Annotated in this window: 36 protein-coding genes; 30 read left to right on the top strand and 6 right to left on the bottom strand. The window is 42.8% G+C overall.

Annotated features, from left to right (window positions below; genetic code table 11):
• Positions 1-34 precede the first annotated feature (34 nt).
• The 6 genes from FTU34_RS10770 to FTU34_RS10745 all read right to left on the bottom strand — a co-directional run bounded on the left by FTU34_RS10770 (position 35) and on the right by FTU34_RS10745 (position 6772).
• Positions 35-979, bottom strand: a complete 945-nt coding sequence (locus FTU34_RS10770) for a metal-dependent hydrolase (protein ID WP_180035658.1) — start codon at positions 977-979, stop codon at positions 35-37.
• Between the two features lie 157 nt (positions 980-1136).
• Positions 1137-1997: a ribosome biogenesis GTP-binding protein YihA/YsxC gene (gene yihA, locus FTU34_RS10765; RefSeq protein WP_180035659.1), complete on the bottom strand. Its 861-nt coding sequence runs from the start codon at positions 1995-1997 to the stop codon at positions 1137-1139.
• 85 nt (positions 1998-2082) lie between these two features.
• Positions 2083-2526: an Rrf2 family transcriptional regulator gene (locus FTU34_RS10760; RefSeq protein ID WP_180035660.1), complete on the bottom strand. Its 444-nt coding sequence runs from the start codon at positions 2524-2526 to the stop codon at positions 2083-2085.
• 86 nt (positions 2527-2612) lie between these two features.
• Positions 2613-3821: an NO-inducible flavohemoprotein gene (hmpA, locus tag FTU34_RS10755; RefSeq protein WP_078192460.1), complete on the bottom strand. Its 1209-nt coding sequence runs from the start codon at positions 3819-3821 to the stop codon at positions 2613-2615.
• 150 nt (positions 3822-3971) lie between these two features.
• Positions 3972-5555, bottom strand: a complete 1584-nt coding sequence (locus FTU34_RS10750; RefSeq protein ID WP_180035661.1) for a helicase HerA-like domain-containing protein — start codon at positions 5553-5555, stop codon at positions 3972-3974.
• A gap of 14 nt (positions 5556-5569) precedes the next feature.
• On the bottom strand, positions 5570-6772 hold the full coding sequence (locus FTU34_RS10745) for a PLP-dependent transferase (RefSeq protein WP_180035662.1): 1203 nt from the start codon (positions 6770-6772) through the stop codon (positions 5570-5572).
• Positions 6773-6930: 158 nt separating this feature from the next.
• Here FTU34_RS10745 and FTU34_RS10740 point away from each other — a divergent pair, with 158 nt between their 5' ends.
• The 30 genes from FTU34_RS10740 (at position 6931) to FTU34_RS10595 (ending at position 23196) form a co-directional block, all read left to right on the top strand.
• Positions 6931-7668 carry a type 1 glutamine amidotransferase gene (locus FTU34_RS10740; RefSeq protein WP_180035663.1) on the top strand — a complete coding sequence of 246 codons (738 nt, stop codon included), beginning with the start codon at positions 6931-6933 and terminating at the stop codon, positions 7666-7668.
• Positions 7669-7936: 268 nt separating this feature from the next.
• Entirely contained in the window at positions 7937-8248 is a 312-nt protein-coding gene (gene rpsJ, locus FTU34_RS10735) for a 30S ribosomal protein S10 (protein WP_000070912.1), read from the top strand.
• A 59-nt stretch (positions 8249-8307) separates the two neighbouring features.
• Complete coding sequence (rplC, locus tag FTU34_RS10730) at positions 8308-8946, top strand: 50S ribosomal protein L3 (protein ID WP_078189280.1); 639 nt, start codon at positions 8308-8310, stop codon at positions 8944-8946.
• Positions 8947-8957: 11 nt separating this feature from the next.
• Positions 8958-9560: a 50S ribosomal protein L4 gene (gene rplD / locus FTU34_RS10725; protein WP_180035664.1), complete on the top strand. Its 603-nt coding sequence runs from the start codon at positions 8958-8960 to the stop codon at positions 9558-9560.
• Positions 9557-9877, top strand: coding sequence for a 50S ribosomal protein L23 (gene rplW, locus FTU34_RS10720; RefSeq protein WP_005012992.1), 321 nt, complete (start codon positions 9557-9559; stop codon positions 9875-9877). The genes rplD and rplW overlap by 4 nt, the downstream gene beginning before the upstream one ends.
• An 11-nt stretch (positions 9878-9888) precedes the next feature.
• Positions 9889-10713, top strand: a complete 825-nt coding sequence (gene rplB / locus FTU34_RS10715; RefSeq protein WP_078189278.1) for a 50S ribosomal protein L2 — start codon at positions 9889-9891, stop codon at positions 10711-10713.
• Positions 10714-10732: 19 nt separating this feature from the next.
• On the top strand, positions 10733-11008 hold the full coding sequence (gene rpsS / locus FTU34_RS10710) for a 30S ribosomal protein S19 (RefSeq protein ID WP_004281508.1): 276 nt from the start codon (positions 10733-10735) through the stop codon (positions 11006-11008).
• Between the two features lie 11 nt (positions 11009-11019).
• Positions 11020-11349 (top strand): 50S ribosomal protein L22, encoded by a 330-nt coding sequence (gene rplV, locus FTU34_RS10705; protein ID WP_035265103.1) that lies wholly within the window; start codon positions 11020-11022, stop codon positions 11347-11349.
• Position 11350: 1 nt separating this feature from the next.
• Positions 11351-12103 carry a 30S ribosomal protein S3 gene (gene rpsC, locus FTU34_RS10700; RefSeq protein WP_078189277.1) on the top strand — a complete coding sequence of 251 codons (753 nt, stop codon included), beginning with the start codon at positions 11351-11353 and terminating at the stop codon, positions 12101-12103.
• A 3-nt stretch (positions 12104-12106) separates the two neighbouring features.
• Positions 12107-12520 (top strand): 50S ribosomal protein L16, encoded by a 414-nt coding sequence (gene rplP / locus FTU34_RS10695; RefSeq protein ID WP_068909575.1) that lies wholly within the window; start codon positions 12107-12109, stop codon positions 12518-12520.
• A complete protein-coding gene (rpmC, locus tag FTU34_RS10690) occupies positions 12520-12717 on the top strand; it encodes a 50S ribosomal protein L29 (protein ID WP_005012982.1) in 198 nt (65 codons plus the stop codon). Before rplP ends, rpmC begins: the two co-directional genes overlap by 1 nt.
• Entirely contained in the window at positions 12714-12971 is a 258-nt protein-coding gene (gene rpsQ / locus FTU34_RS10685) for a 30S ribosomal protein S17 (RefSeq protein ID WP_078192456.1), read from the top strand. Before rpmC ends, rpsQ begins: the two co-directional genes overlap by 4 nt.
• Positions 12972-13060: 89 nt before the next feature.
• On the top strand, positions 13061-13429 hold the full coding sequence (gene rplN / locus FTU34_RS10680; protein ID WP_005012978.1) for a 50S ribosomal protein L14: 369 nt from the start codon (positions 13061-13063) through the stop codon (positions 13427-13429).
• A 9-nt stretch (positions 13430-13438) separates the two neighbouring features.
• Positions 13439-13756 carry a 50S ribosomal protein L24 gene (gene rplX, locus FTU34_RS10675; protein ID WP_078189274.1) on the top strand — a complete coding sequence of 106 codons (318 nt, stop codon included), beginning with the start codon at positions 13439-13441 and terminating at the stop codon, positions 13754-13756.
• Between the two features lie 15 nt (positions 13757-13771).
• Complete coding sequence (gene rplE / locus FTU34_RS10670; RefSeq protein ID WP_067762907.1) at positions 13772-14308, top strand: 50S ribosomal protein L5; 537 nt, start codon at positions 13772-13774, stop codon at positions 14306-14308.
• Between the two features lie 9 nt (positions 14309-14317).
• Complete coding sequence (gene rpsN / locus FTU34_RS10665; protein ID WP_067762906.1) at positions 14318-14623, top strand: 30S ribosomal protein S14; 306 nt, start codon at positions 14318-14320, stop codon at positions 14621-14623.
• 12 nt (positions 14624-14635) lie between these two features.
• On the top strand, positions 14636-15031 hold the full coding sequence (gene rpsH / locus FTU34_RS10660) for a 30S ribosomal protein S8 (RefSeq protein WP_078189273.1): 396 nt from the start codon (positions 14636-14638) through the stop codon (positions 15029-15031).
• A 13-nt stretch (positions 15032-15044) separates the two neighbouring features.
• Entirely contained in the window at positions 15045-15578 is a 534-nt protein-coding gene (gene rplF / locus FTU34_RS10655) for a 50S ribosomal protein L6 (protein WP_078189272.1), read from the top strand.
• Positions 15579-15592: 14 nt separating this feature from the next.
• Positions 15593-15943 (top strand): 50S ribosomal protein L18, encoded by a 351-nt coding sequence (gene rplR, locus FTU34_RS10650; RefSeq protein ID WP_067762903.1) that lies wholly within the window; start codon positions 15593-15595, stop codon positions 15941-15943.
• 2 nt (positions 15944-15945) lie between these two features.
• Positions 15946-16443, top strand: coding sequence for a 30S ribosomal protein S5 (rpsE, locus tag FTU34_RS10645; protein ID WP_067762902.1), 498 nt, complete (start codon positions 15946-15948; stop codon positions 16441-16443).
• Between the two features lie 6 nt (positions 16444-16449).
• Entirely contained in the window at positions 16450-16626 is a 177-nt protein-coding gene (gene rpmD, locus FTU34_RS10640) for a 50S ribosomal protein L30 (protein WP_005012961.1), read from the top strand.
• A gap of 3 nt (positions 16627-16629) precedes the next feature.
• Positions 16630-17070 carry a 50S ribosomal protein L15 gene (rplO, locus tag FTU34_RS10635; protein ID WP_078189271.1) on the top strand — a complete coding sequence of 147 codons (441 nt, stop codon included), beginning with the start codon at positions 16630-16632 and terminating at the stop codon, positions 17068-17070.
• Between the two features lie 45 nt (positions 17071-17115).
• Positions 17116-18435, top strand: a complete 1320-nt coding sequence (gene secY, locus FTU34_RS10630) for a preprotein translocase subunit SecY (RefSeq protein ID WP_171263746.1) — start codon at positions 17116-17118, stop codon at positions 18433-18435.
• Positions 18436-18455: 20 nt separating this feature from the next.
• Positions 18456-18572, top strand: coding sequence for a 50S ribosomal protein L36 (gene rpmJ, locus FTU34_RS10625; RefSeq protein ID WP_000867907.1), 117 nt, complete (start codon positions 18456-18458; stop codon positions 18570-18572).
• Positions 18573-18679: 107 nt separating this feature from the next.
• Positions 18680-19036: a 30S ribosomal protein S13 gene (rpsM, locus tag FTU34_RS10620; protein WP_078189269.1), complete on the top strand. Its 357-nt coding sequence runs from the start codon at positions 18680-18682 to the stop codon at positions 19034-19036.
• A gap of 19 nt (positions 19037-19055) precedes the next feature.
• The gene (gene rpsK, locus FTU34_RS10615; protein WP_001040166.1) at positions 19056-19442 is read left to right on the top strand and encodes a 30S ribosomal protein S11; all 387 of its coding nucleotides are present in this window, start codon (positions 19056-19058) and stop codon (positions 19440-19442) included.
• Between the two features lie 12 nt (positions 19443-19454).
• A complete protein-coding gene (gene rpsD / locus FTU34_RS10610; protein WP_078192454.1) occupies positions 19455-20081 on the top strand; it encodes a 30S ribosomal protein S4 in 627 nt (208 codons plus the stop codon).
• Positions 20082-20098: 17 nt separating this feature from the next.
• Positions 20099-21106, top strand: coding sequence for a DNA-directed RNA polymerase subunit alpha (locus FTU34_RS10605; RefSeq protein WP_004650465.1), 1008 nt, complete (start codon positions 20099-20101; stop codon positions 21104-21106).
• Between the two features lie 18 nt (positions 21107-21124).
• Positions 21125-21490 (top strand): 50S ribosomal protein L17, encoded by a 366-nt coding sequence (gene rplQ / locus FTU34_RS10600; RefSeq protein ID WP_005012953.1) that lies wholly within the window; start codon positions 21125-21127, stop codon positions 21488-21490.
• 215 nt (positions 21491-21705) lie between these two features.
• Complete coding sequence (locus tag FTU34_RS10595) at positions 21706-23196, top strand: NAD(P)/FAD-dependent oxidoreductase (protein ID WP_180035665.1); 1491 nt, start codon at positions 21706-21708, stop codon at positions 23194-23196.
• Positions 23197-23271: the final 75 nt, after the last annotated feature.

Below are 23271 nucleotides of genomic sequence, written 5' to 3'. Positions count from 1 at the left end.
GCGAACCCTGCTTAATACAGATTTTAAATGGTGTTTATGCAACTTTCAGTGCGGCACGTTTTGCAGCAGGAGAGTTGTCGAGGTAAGCAATCGCATCTTCAGTTTTCGCTTCATGCACAGGATCGTACCAAGGCATTAAATACCCCAATTGCTGTGACACTAGCCAAAGCGGATGTGGCAATAAGCGATTGTCTTTTTGCGCGATACGCGCCCATTCACGCCAAATCCACGGTTTATATACGGCAGGTTTAATCGATGCATAGCGCGCGTCTTGCTGCATGATATGTGCTGCACCATCGACCCATAGACCAAGTACGGCTGCAATCACGATCACACTTTGATAATAGCGAGAAATATAGCCCCCACCGAGATGACGATACAAATCAAAGGCCACGGTACGATGCTCAATTTCTTCTGCACCATGCCATTTTACTAGATCGAGCATATTCGGATCGGCACCGAGGCGTTCCCACTCTTTGTTGTATAAAGCATATTTACCTAGTACACAGGTCATGTGCTCAACCGTTGCAATCACCCCTAAACGAAAGAGATCCCATTGATGATCCAATGCTTTGGGTACGTTGAACCCTAAAGGTTGATCCGCAAGCAGTTTGCCAAAGAGGAAGTCCATGATTTCAAGGTTGCGTTGAATACTGATATTACGCTGAGATAGATATTCTTTATTAGCAGAGTTATGCGCCTGAGCATGCATAGCTTCTTGGCGGATAAATGCTTTAACGTCCTCTGCTAATTTTTCATCTCTAATTTGTGGCAATACTTTGTTATACAGACGGCAAAACCAAAACTCACCTGCCGGTAAGATCATATTAATTTCATTAATAAAATAGCTGACAAAAGGTTGGTTAGGCACCCAGTCAACTTGAGTATCTTGCCACTCAAATTTCACTTTACGTGGCTTAATTTTATATTCGATTGATGATCCAAGTTTTGTGGTTCTCAAGCGGGAGAGTAATTTCATGACCTATCCTTGTTTTTATGTGATCGAGTACACATCTGATGTATTCAGTATCCAAAAAAAATCCTGCATTGTGATTAGCAATACAGGACATTTCATTATCTTCAGAAGATACTTTTTGTCAGACAATCATCTTTGTACCGACTTTAAAATTACTCGATTAGTGGTCTGAATTTTTGCCTTCAGCTTGGGGTAAGTCTTCAGATGTAGTGTGGAAGTCATCGAATGCTTCCGCGTCCACATCGATTTCAATATCATCTTCCGATGCTTCAGGTATGCTGTCGAGATCAAACTCTGTCGATTGTTCTAGAGTGAAGTTTAGACGACCCGCCATGACACTCGCTAACTCTTCTAAGCCTTGTTTATTCAATGATGAGAACAATTGGATAGAGAAGTTCAGCTTCATTTTTTTCAATGCTGCTTTCACTTCTTGTAGTGCTTTAGAGGCTGGGCCACGGTTTAGTTTATCTGATTTGGTGAGCAGTACATGCACGAACAATTTACGTGAATGTGCCCATTCCAACATCATGACATCAAAGTGTTGTAGTGGATGACGGATATCCATCAACAGCACAAGACCTTGTAAACTTTCACGGTGTATTAGATAGTTTTCTAGCTCTTTTTGCCACACGATTTTCATCGCTTCAGGTACAGCAGCATAGCCATAACCCGGTAAGTCGACCAAACGCTGATCAGGATTTCCTAAACTGAAAAAGTTGATCATTTGGGTACGACCCGGTTTTTTCGACGCACGAGCCAATTGCTTTTGGTTGGTGAGCGCATTAATGGCACTTGACTTCCCAGCATTTGAGCGGCCAGCAAAGGCAATTTCATAGCCGGTATCTTCAACGCAGAGGTTGAGTTTAGGCGCACTCATTAAGAACTCAGCTTTGCGTAGCCAGTTGAGTGAGCGCACAGCATATTCAGTAATCGCAGAGTCTACTTTTTTCTCGTAAGTAATCTTTTGCTTCGGCGCATTGGCCGCTTTACTGTTTCGTGATTTTCCTCTGTGCTGATGCATAACCCAACTTCAATAACTGATTTAACAACACGCATTATAAAGGAAGTCGGGCAGGCAAGCGAATTTTGTCGCAGGCAAAGTGAAATTAGAGATTGAGCAGTTGAATCGGAGATTGTGTTGTAAATTTAGATGCGCTGCTTGGTTGTAAGACGTCAGCAAGTTTGTACTGATCGAGACTTTGATAAAACTGTTCTAAAGCTTGGTCTAAGAGGCTTTTTAAACCACACTGACTGCGTAGTACGCAGGGTGGGTCATTGCATTCTACTATCTGGTGATGGCCTTGCAGAATTCGTACGATTTGACCGAGCTGAGCGTCAAGTGCTTCAGGGTTTAAGCGAATGCCGCCACCTTTGCCGCGGCTGGTGATTAACCAGTTTTGTTTTGCCATAAAATGCACAATTTTCACCAAGTGATTACGCGAAACATGCAGGTCTTCTGCAATTTCAGCAATGTTATAAGGCACATCACGAGGACGTGCGATATAGAGCAAAATGCGTAATGCATAATCGGTGAATTTATTGAGTTGCATGATAATACTGTGAGTCTGAGAGAAATAAATAAGGGCTAGTCTAGCATAACTAAACTAACCCTTTGTATTTCAGGTGAATAGCTTAGTTAGTGTTTTACACCACCAGTGCCGAAAGCTTCGCTGTGAATATTGCTAGCAGGAATACCACGAGCAATTAAAGCTTTCTGTTGTTCAGCCATAAATGGCATTGGACCGCAAAGGTAATAATCCGCATTGATCGGTAACAGTGCAGTATCCATGCTGCCTAAGTCTAGACGACCAGCAGCATCATAATCTTCACCTAATTTATCATTAGCATGAGGGAACTCATACGCTGTAAAAGTGCTAAGACGTGGGTATTTTGCTTCCAAATCCTGAATGTGTTTATGCATTGCATGCACTTGTTTGCTACGGCAGGCATGGATAAAGGTTACAGGTTGTGGCATGTCTAAAGTCACCAACTGATTCAGCATCGCAATCATTGGTGTTAGACCTACACCACCACTGATAAAGACATTGCGTTTTTGTGAATCAATCAGGAAGAAATTACCTGTTGGTGCAGACACTTCGATTTCTGAACCGATCTCCAAGCCATGCAGTGTATTTGATACCCAACCTGGAACCAAGTCACCTTTCTGATCTTCACGTTTTACAGAGATACGTAAGTAGTTGTCTTGTGGGCTGGTAGACAGTGTATATTGACGTGGTTGTTTTAGACCCAGCTCATCGACCAATACACGTACAGAGATGTACTGACCTGCTTCATATTTTGGTAAATCACCACCATCAGAAGGCTCAAGGTAGAATGAGGTGATTTCATCACTTTCAGCCACTTTTTTCGCGATTTTGAAATTACGCCAACCTAACCAACTGCCTTTAGTTTGCTGATGTTGCTCATAAATCGCTTTTTCAGTGCTGATAAACAAGTCTGCCAATTGTCCATATGCTGCTGCCCAAGCTGCAATCAGTGGATCTTCCATTGAAATGCTTAATACTTCACTGATCGAGTGCAGCAAATTTTCGCCGACAATATTATAGTCTGGAGCTTGAATGTTAAGACTCACATGTTTATGCGCAATTAATTCTACAACTGGTAAAAGTACAGATGGGTCCTCAATATTTTCAGCATAAGCCAATACAGCACCCGCCAAAGCTTGTGCCTGAGCACCGCTGCGCTGATGTCCCATGTTAAAGGTTTCTTTGAGGTCAGGGTTATTGCCCAACATACGATTATAGAAGTAACCAGTCAGCGCGACACCATTTTCACGTAGAACAGGAACAGTAGCTTTTACTAGGTCAATTTGCTGCGGAGTCATAGCTGATCTCTCATGGCTGTTATTTATAAGATGTATTTAAAATACATTTTTAAATACATCCGCGCAATACATGTTTTAGTAAAAACCATAAAAAAAATATGGGATATTAAAATATCCCATAAATTCAGCATAGATAATCGTAATGGCGAATTATTTTTTACCAAACAGTGAACCTAGCAAACCGCGTACGATTTTCTGACCTGTCGACCCACCCAAGCTGCGTGCAGCACTTTTTGCAAAAGTTCCTACCGTGTCTTGAATCAGTTTTTCACGTTGTTTGGCTGAACGCTCAGCTTCTTTTTGTTGTTCGCGTGCAAGTCGTTCTTGTTCACGCGCTTGCTGTTTGGCGAGTGCATCTGCTTCTTTGGCTTGTTGTTTGGCTAACGCTTCTTGTACTTTGGCTTGTATTTTATCTTGTTCCGCTTGGACGGCTTGTTGTTGGCGCTCCGCCACTTTATTTTGTAAAAGTTCATAGGCACTTTCACGGTCTACTTCGGTGTCATACACGCCTGCAACAACGCTATTTGTCATGAGTGCTTTGCGTTCTTCTACAGCAATTGGGCTAAATGATGAGTAGGGTGGCATCACCCAAGCACGTTCAACGATTTGTGGTGTGCCTTGTTCATCTAAACAGCTAATTAATGCTTCACCTACAGCCAGTTCCGTAATTACTTGATCGACTTTAAACGCAGGATTAGCTCGGAAAGTATCTGCTGCCGTTTTAACTGCTTTCTGATCTTTTGGGGTAAATGCACGTAGCGCATGCTGAACGCGGTTACCCAGTTGTCCTAAAACACTCTCAGGTAGGTCAAGTGGGTTTTGCGTTACAAAGTAAATCCCAACGCCTTTAGAGCGAATCAGACGAACCACTTGCTCAATTTTTTCTTGTAAAGCAGGGCTGGCATTATCAAACAATAAATGCGCTTCATCGAAGAAGAACACTAGTTTGGGTTTATCCATATCTCCAACTTCGGGCAATTGTTCAAACAGTTCTGACAGCATCCAAAGTAAGAAAGTCGCATAGAGCTTAGGGGTATTCATTAACTTGTCGGCTGCGAGCAGGTTGATGTTGCCACGACCTTGCGCATCCGTTTGAATGAAATCCATGATATTGAGCGCAGGCTCACCAAAGAACTTGTCACCGCCTTGATCTGCCAATGCAAGCAAATTACGTTGAATTGCACCTAAGCTTGCAGGTGATAAATTGCCATATTCATTTTTAAATTCGGATGCATGTTCACTGACGTAGCTGATCATGGCTTTTAAGTCTTTAAAGTCGATGAGCAATAAGCCCTGATCATCGGCAATACGAAAGACCGCAGATAGCACACCTTCTTGCGTGTCGTTTAAATTTAGAATTCGGGCAAGGAGCAGTGGACCAATTTCAGAAATGGTGGTGCGAATGGGATGTCCTTGTTCACCAAACAAATCCCAAAACACCACAGGGGAGGCAGCAAAAGGAATGCTCTCGATATTTAAGCTTTTAATTCGTTCGTCAAACTTAGGATTGCTTTCACCTGCTTTGGCAAGGCTAGAAACATCCCCTTTGGCATCAGCTAAAAATACAGGTACACCCAGCCGAGAAAAACTTTCTGCCAACACCTTCAACGTCACCGTCTTACCAGTGCCTGTTGCTCCAGCAATTAAACCATGGCGGTTTGCAAATTGTGAATAAAGCACCACATCTTGTGTGGTGTCTTGTGTTTTTTTGCCAATAATAATTGGTGTACCCATAGATGTTCCTGTATTTATTCGGGTTGCTGTTTATTAAAATGTTGTAGTGCGTTTTCTATATCTTGTATTAAATCTGCAGGATGTTCTAGTCCTATACAGAAGCGAACCAGTAAGCCGGCTTGAATATGTGAATGTTCGAGTACACGCATATCTTTTAAGTTATATAGCATGACTAAACTGACTGGGCCACCCCAGCTAAAACCGAGTTTAAATAGTTTCAGCGCATCACAAAAGCGGCGTACATCTTGCAAGCTATATTTTTCATTAAATACCACGCTGACCAAGCCGGCACTGTGTTGTTCTGTACAAATTTCTTTCCAATACTGATGTCCTGCGGAAGCTTCATCAGCAGGATGTAAAACCTGTACAAAGGCTGGTTGCTGTTTTAGCCAATTTAATAAAGTTAAAGCACTTTGTGACTGGTGTTCATAGCGCAGGCGCATAGAAGCCAGACTGCGTTGTACTTGCGCGGCGTCATCACCAGAGATACTAATGCCTTGAATGGCGTGCGCACGAAACAGTTTGTGATGAAGCTTTTTATCTCGTGTAATTACCGAACCCATCAAAATATCCCCGCCGCCACTTGGGTATTTGGTCAAGGCATGCACACTGATATCGACACCCAGGTGCTCAGCACTAAAATCAAAAGCATTAAAGGCAAGTCCTGCGCCCCACGTATTGTCCAGTGCAGTGAGAATGTTCTGCGCTTGAGCTTTTTTGACCAAGCCAACTAAATCTGGAAACTCTAAAGTGACAGAACCCGCGGCTTCTAACCAGATAAGCTTGGCTTGCGCTGAAGGGCTAAATGAATCGACATCAATAGGGTTATAAACCTTGACCACGATGCCATAGCGGGTTTCTAAATTGCGTAAATGGTCCATATTTGGGCCATAGATATTATCTGCGACCCACACTTCATCCCCTTGACTTAAAAAACATGAATTGACCAAATTAATTGCAGATAAACCGCTTGGTGCGAGTAAGTGATACAAGCCACCTTCAATCTGAGCAATCTGATCGCCTAGGGTAAATGTTGTGGGGGTACCATGTGTGCCATAGCTATAGTCATAATCATCAGTCCAATGGCGATTAAATAGCGCATCTGTATTTTCGAAAATTATAGTGGATGCACGAAACAGGGGAGGTTGAACACTATTGATGTATTGCGGTGCCTTTCTTGGTGCATGAATGAGTTCGGTTTGAGGATTCTTTTTCACGTGGCGCTCTGAAATGATCAAAATAATAATGAATGTTCAAAAGAATACGACTAAAACGCATGGATTTACGATGCTTTTGTATAGAAAATTAAGTGAAAAGCAAAGTTGGCTTCATTCTTGCAAAACCGATATCAGAGCAACAACAATAGGTTTAGCGCATGAAGTCGCATTTAAAAGTACATTATTTTCAGCATATTGCTGGCGAAGGGTTCGGCAGTTGTTATGAATTTTTAAAACAGCATCAGGCCAAAATTACGGCCACAGAATTCTTTGCATTACCTGTCGATCAAGCCTTAGATCTCGAGGCTTTGCCGCATGTTGAAGATGTCGATTTACTTATCATTATGGGTGGAACCATGAGCGTAAATGATGAGGCAAATTTCCCATGGTTAAAAATAGAAAAACGTTGGCTGCGACGCTATTTAGCCATCGGTAAACCCGCAATCGGCCTTTGTTTAGGTGGGCAATTGATTGCCAATGCTTTGGGTGGTGCGGTGAGTCGAAATGCACAACAAGAATTGGGTTGGACGACCATCCGTAAGGTCGCTAACGTACCGCATGGCTGTTTCAAACTACCGGAAGAGTTTAAAGTCATGCAGTGGCACAGTGAAACATTTGAAATTCCTAAAGGAGCGGTATTACTGGCGGAAAATGATGCATGTCGTAATCAAATGTATCAAATTGGACAAAATGTTTTGGGCTTTCAATTTCATCCTGAAATTACCCCTGAAGTACTCGATTTATTTTTGGAAAATGATGAAGAAGTGGCATTTTTTTCAGGAACACATGTACAGCCAGTACATGATCTGCGGAAAAGCGCAAAAAACAAATTTATTGAGGGAAATCAAATACTAAACCAAGCAATAGAGTATGTATTAAGAAAAAATGCCTGTTGATTAAAAGTTAAGCAATTGATCTTGCATAAAAAATGAAAAATATAAGAAAAACAGCAAAAGGGATTTGCTTATGCATTAAACAATAGCTATAATGGGCGACCCTTTGATGAAGGGGGTTAGCTACGAATAAAGTAGTTAACATCGTGACAGTCGCGGCATCGATCGTGACCTTAGTGATATTTCACTGCTCTTGACACTTGCCTCTTTTAAAGTGGGGTGAGATGCGTCAAGGGTGATTCTTTATATATTTGGCTTGGAGTTAACTGGTATGTCTAACCAGAGAATTCGTATCCGTCTTAAGTCTTTTGATCACCGTTTAATTGATCAATCAGCTCAAGAAATCGTAGAAACAGCAAAACGTACTGGTGCACAAGTTTGTGGTCCAATCCCGATGCCTACACGTATCGAACGTTTTAACGTTTTAACATCACCACACGTTAACAAAGATGCGCGTGACCAATACGAGATCCGCACTTACAAACGTTTGATCGACATCGTTCAACCTACAGATAAAACTGTTGATGCATTGATGAAGTTAGATCTTGCAGCTGGTGTTGATGTTCAGATCGCTTTGGGTTAAGGCTTTCGGTTAATTAACGCTCTAAGTTAATTAGGCCGCTTTTTTAGAGGTTTATGCACATGGCTATTGGTTTAGTCGGTCGCAAGTGCGGTATGACACGTATCTTTACAGATGCTGGTGTTTCTGTACCTGTAACAGTGATTGAGGTTGATCCTAACCGCATCACACAAATCAAAACGCTTGAAACTGATGGTTATCAAGCGATTCAAATCACTACTGGTGAACGTCGCGAATCTCGTGTAACTAACGCTCAGAAAGGTCACTTTGCGAAAGCTGGTGTTGCTGCTGGTCGTCTAGTTCAAGAATTCCGCGCTACAGAAGCTGATCTTGAAGGTCGTGAAGTTGGCGGAACTATCGGTGTAGATGTGTTCACAGTGGGTCAAATTGTTGACGTTACTGGTACATCTAAAGGTAAAGGTTTCCAAGGTGGTGTTAAGCGTTGGAACTTCCGTACTCAAGACGCTACACATGGTAACTCTGTATCTCACCGTGTTATCGGTTCTACAGGTCAAAACCAGACTCCTGGTCGCGTGTTCAAAGGCAAAAAAATGCCTGGTCACTTAGGTGCTGAACGTGTAACTACACAGGGTCTTGAAATCGTTGCTATCGACGCAGAACGTTCAGTTCTAGTTGTTAAAGGCGCGGTTCCTGGTGCTACTGGTGGCGACGTTACTGTTCGTCCTACTATCAAGGCCTGAGGGGAAATAACGTGAATTTAAATACTGTTTCCGGCTCTGCTGTTGAGTTATCTGAAGTTGCGTTTGGTCGTGATTTTAACGAAGCTCTTGTACACCAAGTTGTTACAGCTTACTTAGCTGGTGGTCGTCAAGGTTCTAAAGCGCAAAAATCACGTGCTGACGTTTCTGGCGGTGGTAAAAAACCTTTCCGTCAAAAAGGTACTGGCCGCGCTCGTGCTGGTTCTATTCGTAGCCCAATCTGGGTTGGCGGTGGTAAAACTTTTGCTGCTCGTCCACAAGACTGGTCTCAAAAAGTAAACCGTAAAATGTATCGCGGTGCTATGCAATGCATCCTGGCTGAGCTTGTTCGTCAAGATCGCCTTATTTTAGTTGAAGAGATTGCTGTTGCAGCTCCAAAAACTAAAGAATTGCTTGCAAAACTTAACGACTTGAATGCACCTCGTGCATTAATCGTTACAGATGCTGTTGATGAGAACTTGTATCTTGCTGCTCGCAACATTCCACACGTTGATGTGGTTGATGCTGCTGCAATCGATCCTGTTAGCTTGATCGCGTTCGATAAAGTTGTTATGTCTGTTGCTGCTGCTAAGAAAATTGAGGTAGAACTCGGATGAACAACGAACGTATCTATCAAGTCCTACAAGGACCTGTATTCTCAGAAAAAGCACAAGTTTTAGGCGAAACTGCTGGTGTTCAAGTGTTCAAAGTTGCACTAGATGCAAACAAACTTGAAATCAAAAAAGCTGTTGAGCAACTATTTGGTGTTCAAGTTGTTAAAGTTAACACAACGATCACTAAAGGTAAGACTAAACGCTTTGGTAAAACATTAGGACGTCGTTCTGATGTTAAAAAAGCATACGTCACCCTGAAAGCTGGCCAAGATGTTGAAATGGCTGACTTGGGCGATACCGCTGAAAACGCAGCGGAATAAGGACGAAAATTATGCCGATTCAAAAATGTAAGCCAACGTCTCCAGGACGTCGCTTTGTAGAGAAAGTGGTTCATAACCACCTTCACAAAGGCGCGCCATATGCTCCGTTGGTTGAAGCTAAAAAACGTACTGGCGGTCGTAATAACAACGGTCACATTACAACTCGTCACGTTGGTGGTGGTCATAAACAGCACTACCGTATCGTAGACTTCAAACGTAACAAAGACAGCATCCCTGCTGTAGTTGAGCGTATTGAATACGATCCAAACCGTACAGCTCATATTGCTTTATTGAAATATGCTGACGGTGAACGTCGCTATATTATTGCACCTAAAGGCCTTCGCGCTGGTGATCAAGTTCAGTCTGGTAACGATGCTCCAATCCGTCCAGGTAACTGCTTGCCACTTCGCAACATGCCTATCGGTTCTACTCTTCACAACATCGAGCTTAAAATCGGTAAAGGCGCACAATTAGTACGTTCTGCTGGTACATCTGCTCAATTGTTGGGTCGTGACGGTTCTTACGCTATCATTCGTCTTCGTTCAGGCGAAATGCGTAAAGTACACGTTGAATGCCGTGCTGTGTTAGGTGAAGTTTCTAACTCAGAAAGCAACCTTCGTTCACTTGGTAAAGCAGGTGCATCACGCTGGCGTGGCGTTCGTCCTACCGTACGTGGTATGGCGATGAACCCAGTAGACCATCCACATGGTGGTGGTGAAGGACGTAACAAAGGTATTCAACCTGTAAGTCCATGGGGTCAAAAAGCTAAAGGGTACAAAACACGTACCAACAAGCGTACGACTAAGATGATCATTCGCGACCGTCGCGTTAAGTAACAAGTAAAGGAATCTGACAATGCCTCGTTCTCTGAAAAAAGGCCCATTCGTCGATGCGCACTTGTTCGCTAAGGTTGAAGCGGCTATCGCGGCTAATAACCGTAAGCCGATCAAAACTTGGTCGCGTCGTTCGATGATCTTACCGGATTTTGTTGGTCTAACAATTTCTGTACACAATGGCCGTAACCATGTTCCAGTGATCGTATCTGAGCATATGGTTGGTCATAAATTAGGTGAATTCGCGCCAACTCGTACCTATCGTGGTCACGGTGTTGACAAGAAGTCTAAACGTTAATAGGTGCTATGATGGAAGTAACTGCTAAATTACGCGGTGCCGCTATCTCGGCACAAAAAGCACGTTTGGTTGCAGACCTAATTCGCGGCAAATCTGTTGCGCATGCTTTGAATATCTTAAACTTCAGCAACAAAAAAGCTGCAGTTTTAGTTAAAAAAGCATTGGAATCTGCGATTGCAAACGCTGAACACAATAACAGTTTAGATGTAGACGACCTTAAAGTTTCTACGATCTACGTTGATGAAGGCATGAGCCTGAAACGTATTTTGCCACGTGCTAAAGGCCGTGCAGATCGTATTACTAAGCGTACTTGTCACATTACCGTTAAGGTAGGGGTTTGATATGGGTCAGAAGGTTCATCCAATCGGTATCCGCCTAGGTGTTGTGAAACGTCATAACGCTAACTGGTATGCGAATCCGAAACAATATGCTGAATATTTGCTAAAAGATCTTCAAGTTCGTGAGTTTTTAACTAAAAAACTTAAGAATGCGATGGTAAGCAATATTCTTATCGAACGCCCTACAGGCGCAGCTAAAGTAACTATTAGCACTGCACGTCCTGGTATCGTGATCGGTAAAAAAGGCGAAGACATTGAGAAATTACAACGCGAATTAACAGCCATTATGGGTGTTCCTGCGCAAGTAAGTATCAACGAAATCGATCGCCCAGATTTAGACGCTCGTTTAGTTGCTGAAGCAATCGCTTCTCAATTAGAAAAACGTGTAATGTTCCGTCGTGCTATGAAGCGTGCGGTTCAAAACTCTATGCGTGCTGGTGCTAAAGGTATCAAAGTAGAAGTTTCAGGCCGTCTAGGTGGTGCTGAGATTGCTCGTACTGAATGGTATCGTGAAGGTCGTGTACCTCTTCATACTCTTCGTGCTGACATCGACTATGCTACTATGCGTGCTGAGACTACTTACGGTACGATCGGCGTTAAAGTATGGATCTTCCGTGGTGAGATCTTGGGCGGCATGAAACAAGTCATGAACCCAGCTCCAGCTGAAGAACGTCCAGCTAAACGTGGCCGTGGTCGTGGTGAAGGTCAAGAGCGTCGTGGTCGTCGCAATGATCGTTCTGCTGAAAAAGGAGAATAATCCATGTTACAACCTAAACGTACTAAATTCCGTAAAGTGCAAAAAGGCCGTAACACTGGTCTAGCACATCGCGGTAGCTCAGTATCTTTTGGTACTATTGCACTTAAATCAGTTGAACGTGGTCAAATGACAGCACGTCAAATTGAAGCAGCGCGTCGTACAATCAGCCGTCGTATTAAACGTGGTGGTAAGATCTTTATCCGTGTTTTCCCAGACAAACCAATTACTGAAAAACCATTAGAAGTTCGTATGGGTAAAGGTAAAGGTTCTGTGGAATACTGGGTTTGCCAAATCAAACCAGGTAAAGTCTTGTACGAAATTGATGGTGTTAACGAAGAACTTGCTCGCGAAGCGTTTACGCTTGCTGCTGCAAAACTTCCGTTTAAAACCACTATCGTGACTCGGACGGTAATGTAATGAAAACTAATGATCTACGTGAAAAGTCGGTAGAAGAGTTGACAGCTTTGCTTGATGAGCAACAGCTTAACCAATTCCGTCTTCGTATGGCGAAAGCAACTGGTCAATTGGGTAAATCGCACGAAGTTGCGCTTACTCGTAAGACAATTGCTCGTATTAAGACCCTCCTTACCGAAAAACAGGGGAACGGACAATGAGTGAACAAACAGTTCGCACGTTAACCGGTAAAGTAGTTAGCGACAAGATGGACAAGTCTATCGTTGTTCTTATCGAACGCCGCGTTCAACACCCGTTGTATGGCAAATTAATCCGCCGTTCAACTAAATTACACGCTCATGATGAAAACAATGTTGCTAAAGTTGGCGACGTAGTAAGCATCAAAGAAAGCCGCCCAATGTCTAAAACTAAGTCTTGGACTTTAGTTGAAGTTGTTGAAGCTGCTGCTGAGTAATTAAACGTTCTTGCATCATCGGTCAATTTCGAGTACTCTTTGAGCCTTTCGAAATTGCGACCGGTGATGCTCGGTTTTGGAGTAGGGCAATGATTCAAACCGAAAGTATGCTCGACGTAGCAGACAACAGTGGTGCTCGCCGCGTACAATGTATTAAAGTACTTGGTGGTTCACATCGTCGTTATGCTTCTGTTGGCGACATTATTAAAGTTACTGTAAAAGAAGCTATTCCACGCGCACGTGTTAAAAAAGGTGACGTGATGAATGCTGTAGTTGTACGTACAAAATTCGGCATCCGTCGTGCAGATGGTTCAGTTATTCGTTTCGACGATAACGCAGCTGTTATTTTGAACAACAACAAAGCGCCGATTGCAACTCGTATTTTCGGACCAGTGACTCGTGAACTTCGTACTGAACAGTTCATGAAAATTATTTCATTGGCTCCTGAAGTTCTATAAGAGGCACTCATGGCTAAGATTAAAAAGGGCGATCAAGTAATTGTGATCGCAGGTAAAGAAAAAGGCAAACAAGGTACTGTTTTGTCTGTTTCAAATGACCGTGTTAAGGTTGAAGGCCTTAACTTGGTAACGAAGCATCAAAAGCCTAACCGAGCTACTGGCGCTGAAGGCGGCATCGTAACTCAAGAAGCTGAGCTTCATATCTCTAACGTGGCAATTTTTAATGCTACAACCCAAAAGGCTGACCGTGTTGGTTACCAAGTGATTGAAGGCGTGAAAACTCGCGTATTCAAATCTAATGGTGAATCAGTGGCGGTAGCGAAGTAATAGGTTGACTAGGCAATGGCCAGACTTAAAACGCGTTACAACGACGAACTTAAGGCTCAATTAAAAGAAACATTGGGCGTTAAGAATGTGATGGATATCCCTCGCATTACAAAAATTACCATCAACATGGGTGTTGGTGCTGCATCAGCTGACAAGAAATTGTTAGATGGCGCTCTTTCTGATATGCAAGCAATTGCTGGTCAAAAACCAGTACTTACTTTAGCTCGTAAATCTATCGCTGGTTTCAAAATCCGTGATGGTTGGCCGATCGGCTGTAAAGTTACTTTACGTGGCGAACGTATGTACGAATTCTTAGACCGTTTGATCTCTATCGCGATCCCTCGTATCCGTGACTTCCGTGGTTTCTCTGCGAAATCATTTGATGGTCGTGGTAACTACTCAATGGGTCTTAAGGAACAAATCATGTTCCCTGAAATCGATTTTGATAAGATTGATCGTATTCGTGGTATGGACATTACCATCACTACGACTGCTCGCACCGATGACGAAGGCCGTGCGCTTATGCGTGCATTCGGCTTCCCGTTCAAATAAGAGGTCGATATGGCTAAGAAAGGTATGATTAATCGCGAATTGAAACGCGAAGCTACTGTTGCTAAATACGCTGCGAAACGTGCTGAATTAAAAGCAATTATCGCAAACGTAAATGCATCAGACGAAGAACGTTTCGAAGCGATGATGAAATTTCAAGCATTACCACGTAATGCGTCTCCAGTACGTCTACGTAACCGTTGTGGTTTAACTGGTCGTCCTCATGGTTACTTCCGTAAGTTCGGTTTAAGCCGTAACAAATTACGTGAAACAGTAATGCAAGGTGATGTACCGGGCGTTGTTAAGGCAAGCTGGTAAGGAGCACTATAAATGAGTATGCAAGATACCGTTGCCGACATGCTAACACGTGTTCGTAACGCACAAATGGCAAAGAAACAAACTGTTTCTATGCCAAACTCAAAGTTGAAAGTTGCGATTGCTAACGTACTTCAACAAGAAGGTTATATCGCTGATGTAGCTGTTGCTGATAATGAAGGCAAAGCGACTTTAACGATTACTTTAAAATATTTCGAAGGCAAACCAGTTATTGATACTGTGAAACGCGTAAGCCGTCCAGGTCTACGTCAATATCGCGGTAAAGATGCACTTCCTAGCGTTAAGCAAGGTTTAGGTATTGCAATTGTTTCTACAAGCAAAGGCATCATGACTGATCGCGCTGCACGTGCTGCAGGTATCGGTGGTGAAGTTATTGCTTTTGTTTCTTAATAGGTGATTCCTCATGTCTCGTGTGGCTAAAGCCCCAGTAACTGTACCTAACGGTGTTACAGTTACTCAGAACGGCCGGCAGGTCGAAGTGAAAGGCAGCAAAGGTACATTGTCTTTCAACCTGCATGCGCTGGTCGAGCTAAAACAGGAAGACGGTACTCTAGTTATTGCTCCTAAAGCTGAATCTAAAGATGCTTGGATGCAGGCTGGTACTGCTCGCGCTGTGCTTAACAATCTTGTAAAAGGTGTTAACGAAGGTTTCGAACGTAAGTTGCAACTGATTGGTGTTGGTTATAAAGCTGCGGTTAAAGGTAATATTGTTAACCTTAACCTTGGTTTCTCTCACCCGATCGACTACAACCTTCCTGAAGGTGTAACTGCAGAAACTCCTACTGCAACTGAAATTGTACTTAAATCAGCTGATAAAGCTAAATTAGGTCAAGTTGCTGCAGAAATCCGTGGTTACCGTCCGCCAGAGCCTTATAAAGGTAAAGGTGTTCGTTATTCTGACGAAGTTGTACTTCGTAAAGAAGCTAAGAAGAAATAAGGCGCGAGGTTCTTATGAACGAAAAGAAACAATCCCGTTTGCGTCGTGCGAAAAGCACACGCTTGCACATCCGTGCATTGGGTGCGACTCGTTTGTGTGTAAACCGCACTCCGCGTCACATCTATGCTCAAGTTATCTCTGCAGATGGTGGCAAAGTATTAGCGCAAGCTTCTACTTTAGACGCTACTCTACGTGCTGGTACTACTGGTAACGTTGAATCGGCTCAGAAAGTTGGTGCTTTAATTGCAGAACGTGCTAAAGCGGCTGGTGTAACTAAAGTTGCATTTGACCGTTCTGGTTTCAAATATCATGGTCGTATCAAAGCCTTGGCTGATGCTGCTCGTGAAAACGGCTTGGAGTTCTAATCATGGCTAAAGTTGAACAAAACGAAGGTCTTGTTGAAAAGCTGGTTGCCGTTGATCGTGTAGCCAAAGTTGTTAAGGGTGGTCGTATTTTCTCTTTCACAGCATTAACTGTTGTGGGTGATGGTAATGGTCGCGTAGGTTTTGGTCGTGGTAAAGCACGTGAAGTTCCAGCTGCTATTTCTAAAGCACTTGAAGCTGCTCGTCGCAACATGATTACTGTTGACCTTGTTGACGGTACTGTTCAGCACCCTATCAATGCTCGTCACGGTGCAAGCCGCGTTTACATGCAACCTGCTTCTGAAGGTACTGGTGTAATTGCTGGTGGCGCTATGCGTGCAGTTTTAGAAGCTGTAGGTGTACGTAACGTATTAACTAAGTGTTATGGTTCTACTAACGCTGCTAACGTAGTAAACGCAACTTTTAACGGTTTGCGTGATATGACTTCTCCTGAGAAAGTTGCTGCGAAACGTGGTTTATCAGTAGCACAAATTCAAGGGTAATCAATCATGAAAACGATTAAAGTTACCCAGACTAAATCTTCATCGCATCGCTTGAAAAATCACAAGCTTAGCCTTAAAGGTTTAGGTCTGCGTCGTATTGGTCATACAGTTGAAGTGCAAGATACGCCTTCTAACCGTGGTATGATCAACCAAGTTTACTATATGGTTAGTGTAGAGGAATAAGCCATGACTCTGCGTTTAAATACAATTGCACCTGCAGAAGGTGCTAAGCGTGACAACCTACGTTTAGGCCGTGGTATCGGTTCTGGCGTTGGTAAGACTGGTGGCCGTGGTGTCAAAGGTCAAAACTCACGTAAGAGCGGTGGTACACGTCCTGGTTTCGAAGGTGGTCAAACTGCGTTATATCGTCGTTTACCTAAATTCGGTTTCACTAGCCAAATGGCTTTGAAAACTGCTGAAGTACGTTTATCAGAACTCGCTAAAGTTGAAGGCGACATCGTGTCTCTTGAAACTTTAAAAGCTGCTAACGTTGTACGTAAAGATATGTTACGTGCACGTATCGTACTTTCTGGTGAAATTACTCGTGCGTTCACTGTTCAAGGTGTTGCATTGACTAAAGGCGCTAAAGCTGCTGTTGAAGCTGCTGGCGGTAAAGTCGAGGAGTAATCCCCAGTGTCTATGACTCCTAGTTCGACAGGTCATGTTAACATGATGAAAGGCCAGCCTTTTCATGTGAAATATCGTGAAATTATCCGCCGTATGATGTTCCTCATCGGGGCGTTGTTGGTTTTTCGACTGGGAGCACATATTCCAGTACCGGGCATTAACAATGCCGCACTAGAGAATCTGTTTAATGCAAACCAAGGTACGATCCTTGGTTTGTTTAACATGTTCTCAGGTGGTGCATTAGAGCGTATGTCAATTCTTGCTCTTGGGATTATGCCGTATATCTCTGCATCGATTATCGTGCAGTTAATGTCTACGGTTGTTCCTTCGCTGGAAGCTTTAAAGAAAGAAGGCGAACAAGGTAAGCGTAAGATCAATCAATATACGCGACAAGGCACATTGTTTCTTGCACTTGTGCAAGCTGTTGGGATGTGTGCAGGTTTGATTAGTCAAAATATTACTTTGACTAGTGGACTTGCTTTTTACGTTCCTGCTGTAACTTCTTTAGTTGCAGGTACAATGTTCCTGATGTGGTTAGGTGAGCAAATTACAGAGCGTGGAGTAGGGAATGGTATTTCCATGATCATCTTCGCTGGTATTGTTGCTGGTTTGCCGAACTTGGTTCTGCAATCTTTAACCTCAGTAGATAATGGCCAATCAAGTTTAATTGGTCTTGCAATTTTTGCATTGCTGTCTGTTGCAGTGTTAGCAGCAATTGTGTTTATTGAGAAGGCGCAGCGTCGTATTCCGGTAAACTATGCTCAAAAACAACAAGGTCGTCGTGTATTTACTGCCCAGCAAACACATTTGCCATTAAAAATTAATATGGCGGGTGTGATTCCTGCAATTTTTGCTAGTTCATTGCTATTGTTCCCAGCGAGCTTAGGGCAATGGGTAGGCAGCGCAGATCCAAATGCTGGCGTGATTAAACGTGGCCTACAAGATTTGGCACTCGTATTGTCGCCGGGTCAACCGATGTATTTGGTGCTATTTGGCGCATTAATTATCTTCTTCTGTTACTTCTATACTGCGCTAGTATTTAGCCCGAAAGAAGTGTCAGAGAATTTAAAACGTAGTGGTGCTTATGTACCGGGTATTCGTCCTGGTGAGCAAACTGCACGCTATTTAGATCATATTTTGAATCGTTTGACTTTTATTGGCGCGGTTTATATCACAATCATCTGTTTAATGCCGATGATTCTACAAAGTTCATTTGGTATTCCATTTAGCTTAGGTGGTACGTCTTTACTGATCGTAGTGGTGGTGGTGATGGACTTTATGGCTCAGCTTCAAGCTCATCTCACATCGCATCAATATGACAATCAATCGTTAATGCGTAAAACGACTGCTCATCCGAAAGGATAAGCGCACTTAGAGGTTTCATTATGAAAGTTCAAGCTTCTGTAAAGAAAATTTGTGGTAGCTGTAAAGTTATCCGTCGTAATGGGGTTATTCGCGTAATTTGCAGCGCAGAACCTCGTCATAAGCAGCGTCAAGGTTAATCTGATCAAGACCTGTTGATTTCAGTAGGCTAATTAGGTTATTATCCGCCCCTCAAAGATTTTGTCGGGCGGTTGATTATCTTAACTGCCTTTTTGGAGAAAATTGAATGGCTCGTATTGCCGGTGTAAACATTCCGGATAACAAGCATGCTGTTATCTCTCTAACGTACATTTTTGGTATTGGTCGCCACACTGCAAAAGCTATCTTAGCTGCTGCTGGTATTGCACCAACAACTAAAATTCGTGAATTAGATGACGCTCAGCTTGATGCGATTCGTGCAGAAGTTACTAAGGTTCCTACCGAAGGTGATTTACGTCGCGAAATTTCCATGAACATTAAACGTTTAATGGATTTAGGCTGCTACCGCGGTCTTCGTCATCGTCGCAGCTTGCCTGTCCGTGGTCAACGCACCAAAACTAACGCACGTACCCGTAAAGGTCCGCGCAAACCTATTAAGAAATAAGATTTCTGGAAGCTAAAAGATGGCTAAAGATACTCGCACACGCAAGAAGGTCACTCGTACCGTCTCTGAAGGTGTTGCACACATTCACGCTTCTTTTAATAACACCATTGTGACTATTACCGATCGTCAAGGTAATGCACTGGCTTGGGCTACCTCTGGTGGACAAGGCTTCCGTGGATCACGTAAATCAACTCCGTTTGCTGCTCAGGTAGCTGCTGAGGTTGCTGGTAAAGCTGCTTTAGATTACGGTTTGAAAAACTTGGACGTCCTTGTAAAAGGTCCTGGTCCAGGTCGTGAATCTGCGGTTCGTGCTTTAGGTGCAGTGGGTTATAAAATTAACAGCATTACCGATGTGACGCCAATCCCGCACAACGGTTGCCGTCCACCTAAAAAACGTCGCGTGTAAGGAGAAACATTCATGGCTCGTTATATTGGTCCAAAATGCAAACTCTCTCGCCGCGAAGGGACAGACCTGCAATTAAAATCTGGCGTTAAACCATTTGACGTCAAAACAAAAAAAGCTGCTAAAGCACCTGGCCAACATGGTGGCGCTCGTGGCGGCAAACAATCTGAGTACTCACTACAATTACGTGAAAAACAAAAAGTACGTCGTATGTACGGTGTTTTAGAGCGTCAATTTAGTAACTACTACAAAGAAGCTGCTCGTGTTAAAGGCGCAACAGGTGAAAACTTGTTGAAACTTCTTGAAAGCCGTCTAGATAACGTTGTTTATCGCATGGGTTTTGGTTCTACACGTGCAGAAGCTCGTCAGCTTGTATCTCACCGTTCAATCACTTTAAATGGTCGTCGTGTTAACATCGCGTCTATCCAAGTTAAAGCTGGTGACGTTGTTGCGGTTCACGAAGGTGCTAAACAACAATTGCGTATTAAAAACGCAGTTGAGTTAGCGACTCAACGTGGCATTCCATCTTGGATTGAAATTGATCATTCTAAATTGGAAGGTACATTCAAAGCTGCACCAGATCGCTCTGATTTACCTGCTGAAATCAACGAAAGCTTGATTGTAGAATTGTATTCTAAATAATCCTTGAGGTAGCAATAATGACGCGTACTGCAAATGAGTTTCTAACTCCGCAAGCGATTAAGGTCGAAGCGGCAAGCGGGACCTCGGCAAAAGTTATTCTAGAACCATTAGAGCGTGGCTTTGGTCATACTCTTGGTAATGCTTTACGTCGTATCCTTTTGTCTTCTTTACCTGGCGCAGCCGTGGTTGAAGTAGAGATTGAAGGTGTCGAGCACGAGTACAGTACTTTGGAAGGCTTGCAGCAGGACATCGTCGAGCTCTTGCTGAACCTAAAAGGATTGTCTATTAAGCTGTTCGATCAAAATGAAGCTTATCTGACATTGGAAAAACAAGGTCCTGGCGACGTTACAGCCGCTGACCTTCGTTTACCACACAATGTTGAAGTGGTTAACCCTGAACATTTGATCGGTACTTTAAGTGCTTCTGGCTCATTAAAAATGCGCCTGAAAGTTTCTCAAGGTCGTGGTTATGAGACTTCTGATTCACGCTTCCCTGAGGGCGAAACTCGCCCAGTGGGTCGTTTGCAATTAGATGCTTCTTACAGCCCAATCAAACGTGTGTCTTACACAGTGGAAAACGCTCGTGTAGAACAACGTACTGATCTTGATAAACTGATCATTGATCTTGAAACCAACGGTACTGTTGATCCTGAAGAAGCAATCCGCAAAGCGGCAACAATCTTGCAACAACAAATTGCAATTTTTGTTGATCTTCAGAAAGATCAAGCACCAGTTGCTCAAGAGCCTCGTGAAGAAGTTGATCCGATTTTGCTTCGTCCAGTAGATGATCTAGAGCTTACTGTTCGTTCTGCTAACTGTTTGAAAGCAGAAAATATTTACTACATTGGCGATCTTGTTCAACGTACTGAAGTTGAGTTGCTTAAAACTCCTAACTTAGGTAAAAAATCGTTGACTGAGATTAAAGATGTTCTGGCATCGAAAGGCTTGCAATTGGGCATGCGTTTAGAGAACTGGCCACCGGCTAGCCTCCGCATGGACGATCGCTTTGCTTATCGTAGCCGTTAATTAAGTAGGACTATCACCATGCGTCATCGTAATAGTGGTGTGAAATTAGGCCGTACAAGCAGTCATCGTAAAGCGATGTTCCAAAACATGGCTAATTCTTTGTTCGAACACGAGTTAATTAAAACTACTGTTCCTAAAGCAAAAGAATTACGTCGTGTTGCTGAGCCTTTAATCACTTTAGCTAAAGTCGATTCTGTAGCAAACCGTCGTTTAGCGTTTGCTCGTACTCGTTCAGCTGCAACTGTTGGTAAATTATTTACCGTTCTTGGCCCTCGTTACAAAGAGCGTAACGGCGGTTATCTACGTGTTCTTAAAGCGGGCTTCCGTGCAGGTGATGCTGCACCGATGGCTTACGTTGAGCTAGTAGATCGCGAAGTTAACTAATTTCGTGAAGAGCAGCGTACGTTGTTCTAAAAAGGTCGGTTTTTAACCGACCTTTTTTAATGCCTGCAGTTTTGTGGTGGCTATATATTGTTAGACAATAATTCAATTTGTCCTTAAAAGATAAAAATAAAACGCCTTTTGCTTAAACTTGACATTGTTCATTGTCAAAAATGTGATTTAATAAATATAAATCTAAGATAGGTTAAAAGAACAACATGGAAAAACAAGTTGATATTCTCATTGTAGGTGCAGGTATCTCCGGTGTAGGTTTGGCTGCTCATCTTTCAAAAAATTGTCCTAATCGTTCATTTGAAATTATTGAACGTCGTGAAAGTTTCGGTGGTACATGGGATCTTTTTAAATATCCTGGTATTCGTTCTGATTCGGACATGTCAACTTTTGGCTTTAATTTTAAGCCGTGGAAAAAATCTAGTGTGCTTGCAGACGGGCCTTCGATCAAAGGCTATCTTTCTGAAGTAATTGACGAATATAAGATTAAAGAAAAAATTCATTTTCAACACCGTGTTGTGAGTGCAAATTACGACTCACAGACTCGTAAGTGGTCTGTTGTTATTGAAGATGCGAAGAAGAAGCAACAAACCTGGGTTGCAAATTTCGTCTTTGGCTGTACGGGTTATTATAATTATGACCAAGGGTTCCAACCTGAGTTCGCAGGGCAAGAAAAGTTCAAAGGTACCTTTATTCATCCACAACATTGGCCTGAAAATTTTAATTACGCAGGTAAAAAAGTGGTCATTATTGGCAGTGGTGCAACAGCGATTACCTTGGTCCCTGCCATGGCAAAAGGAGGTGCAGCTCATGTAACGATGTTACAGCGCTCTCCAACTTATATTGCCTCAGTACCTTCTATTGACATCATTTATGACAAGATGCGTAAAGTATTACCTGAAGATGTTGCTTATAAACTTACCCGTGCACGAAATATCGGTGTCCAACGGGCTGTTTATGCTGTTGCACAAAAGCAACCTAAATTACTCCGTAAATTTTTATTAAAATCAATTGAGTTGCAGTTGAAAGGTAAAGTGGATATGAAGCACTTTTCCCCAGATTACAATCCTTGGGATCAGCGCCTTTGTGTGGTGCCAGATGGTGATTTGTTTAAAATTTTACGCGAAGGCCGTGCATCTGTTGAAACCGATCAAATTGAAAGTTTTACTGAAAATGGCATTCAATTGAAATCAGGCAAGCATCTTGATGCGGACGTAGTAATTTCAGCTACAGGTCTAAATATTCAAATTTTAGGCGGGATTAGTGCCACAATCGATGGACAGCCATTAAATACCTCTAAACATATGTTGTACCATGGCGTGATGGTCAGTGATGTACCCAATATGGCGATGATTATTGGCTATATTAATGCTTCATGGACATTAAAAGTCGATATTGCTTCTGAATACATCTGTAAATTGATTAACTATATGGATCAAAATGGTTATAACCAAGTGATTCCACAAGGCGATGCGACCGAGTTGTTAGAAGATACCGTAATGGGAAGTTTGACTTCAGGCTATATTGCACGTGCAGCAGATGTGATGCCAAAACAGGGTAAACATGCACCGTGGAAAGTCAGCAATAACTATTTGGCAGATCGTAAAGAATTAAAGCATGCTTCATTTGAAGATGGAGTGCTGAAATTTGAAAAAAAGTCTGATCAAGTGGCTGCTAAACCCAGATTAGTTTCTTAAGTCTATTACATAAAAAAGGAGCATGATGCTCCTTTTTTTGCTTTAAATGAGTGACTTTAGGGTTTTATTTGATGC

Origin of the sequence: Acinetobacter sp. YH12094 (genome assembly GCF_013419295.1) — a bacterium.
GTDB lineage: Bacteria > Pseudomonadota > Gammaproteobacteria > Pseudomonadales > Moraxellaceae > Acinetobacter > Acinetobacter amyesii.
The sequence above is the reverse complement of the archived record's forward strand: the minus strand, read 5'-3'. Positions and strand labels throughout refer to the sequence as shown.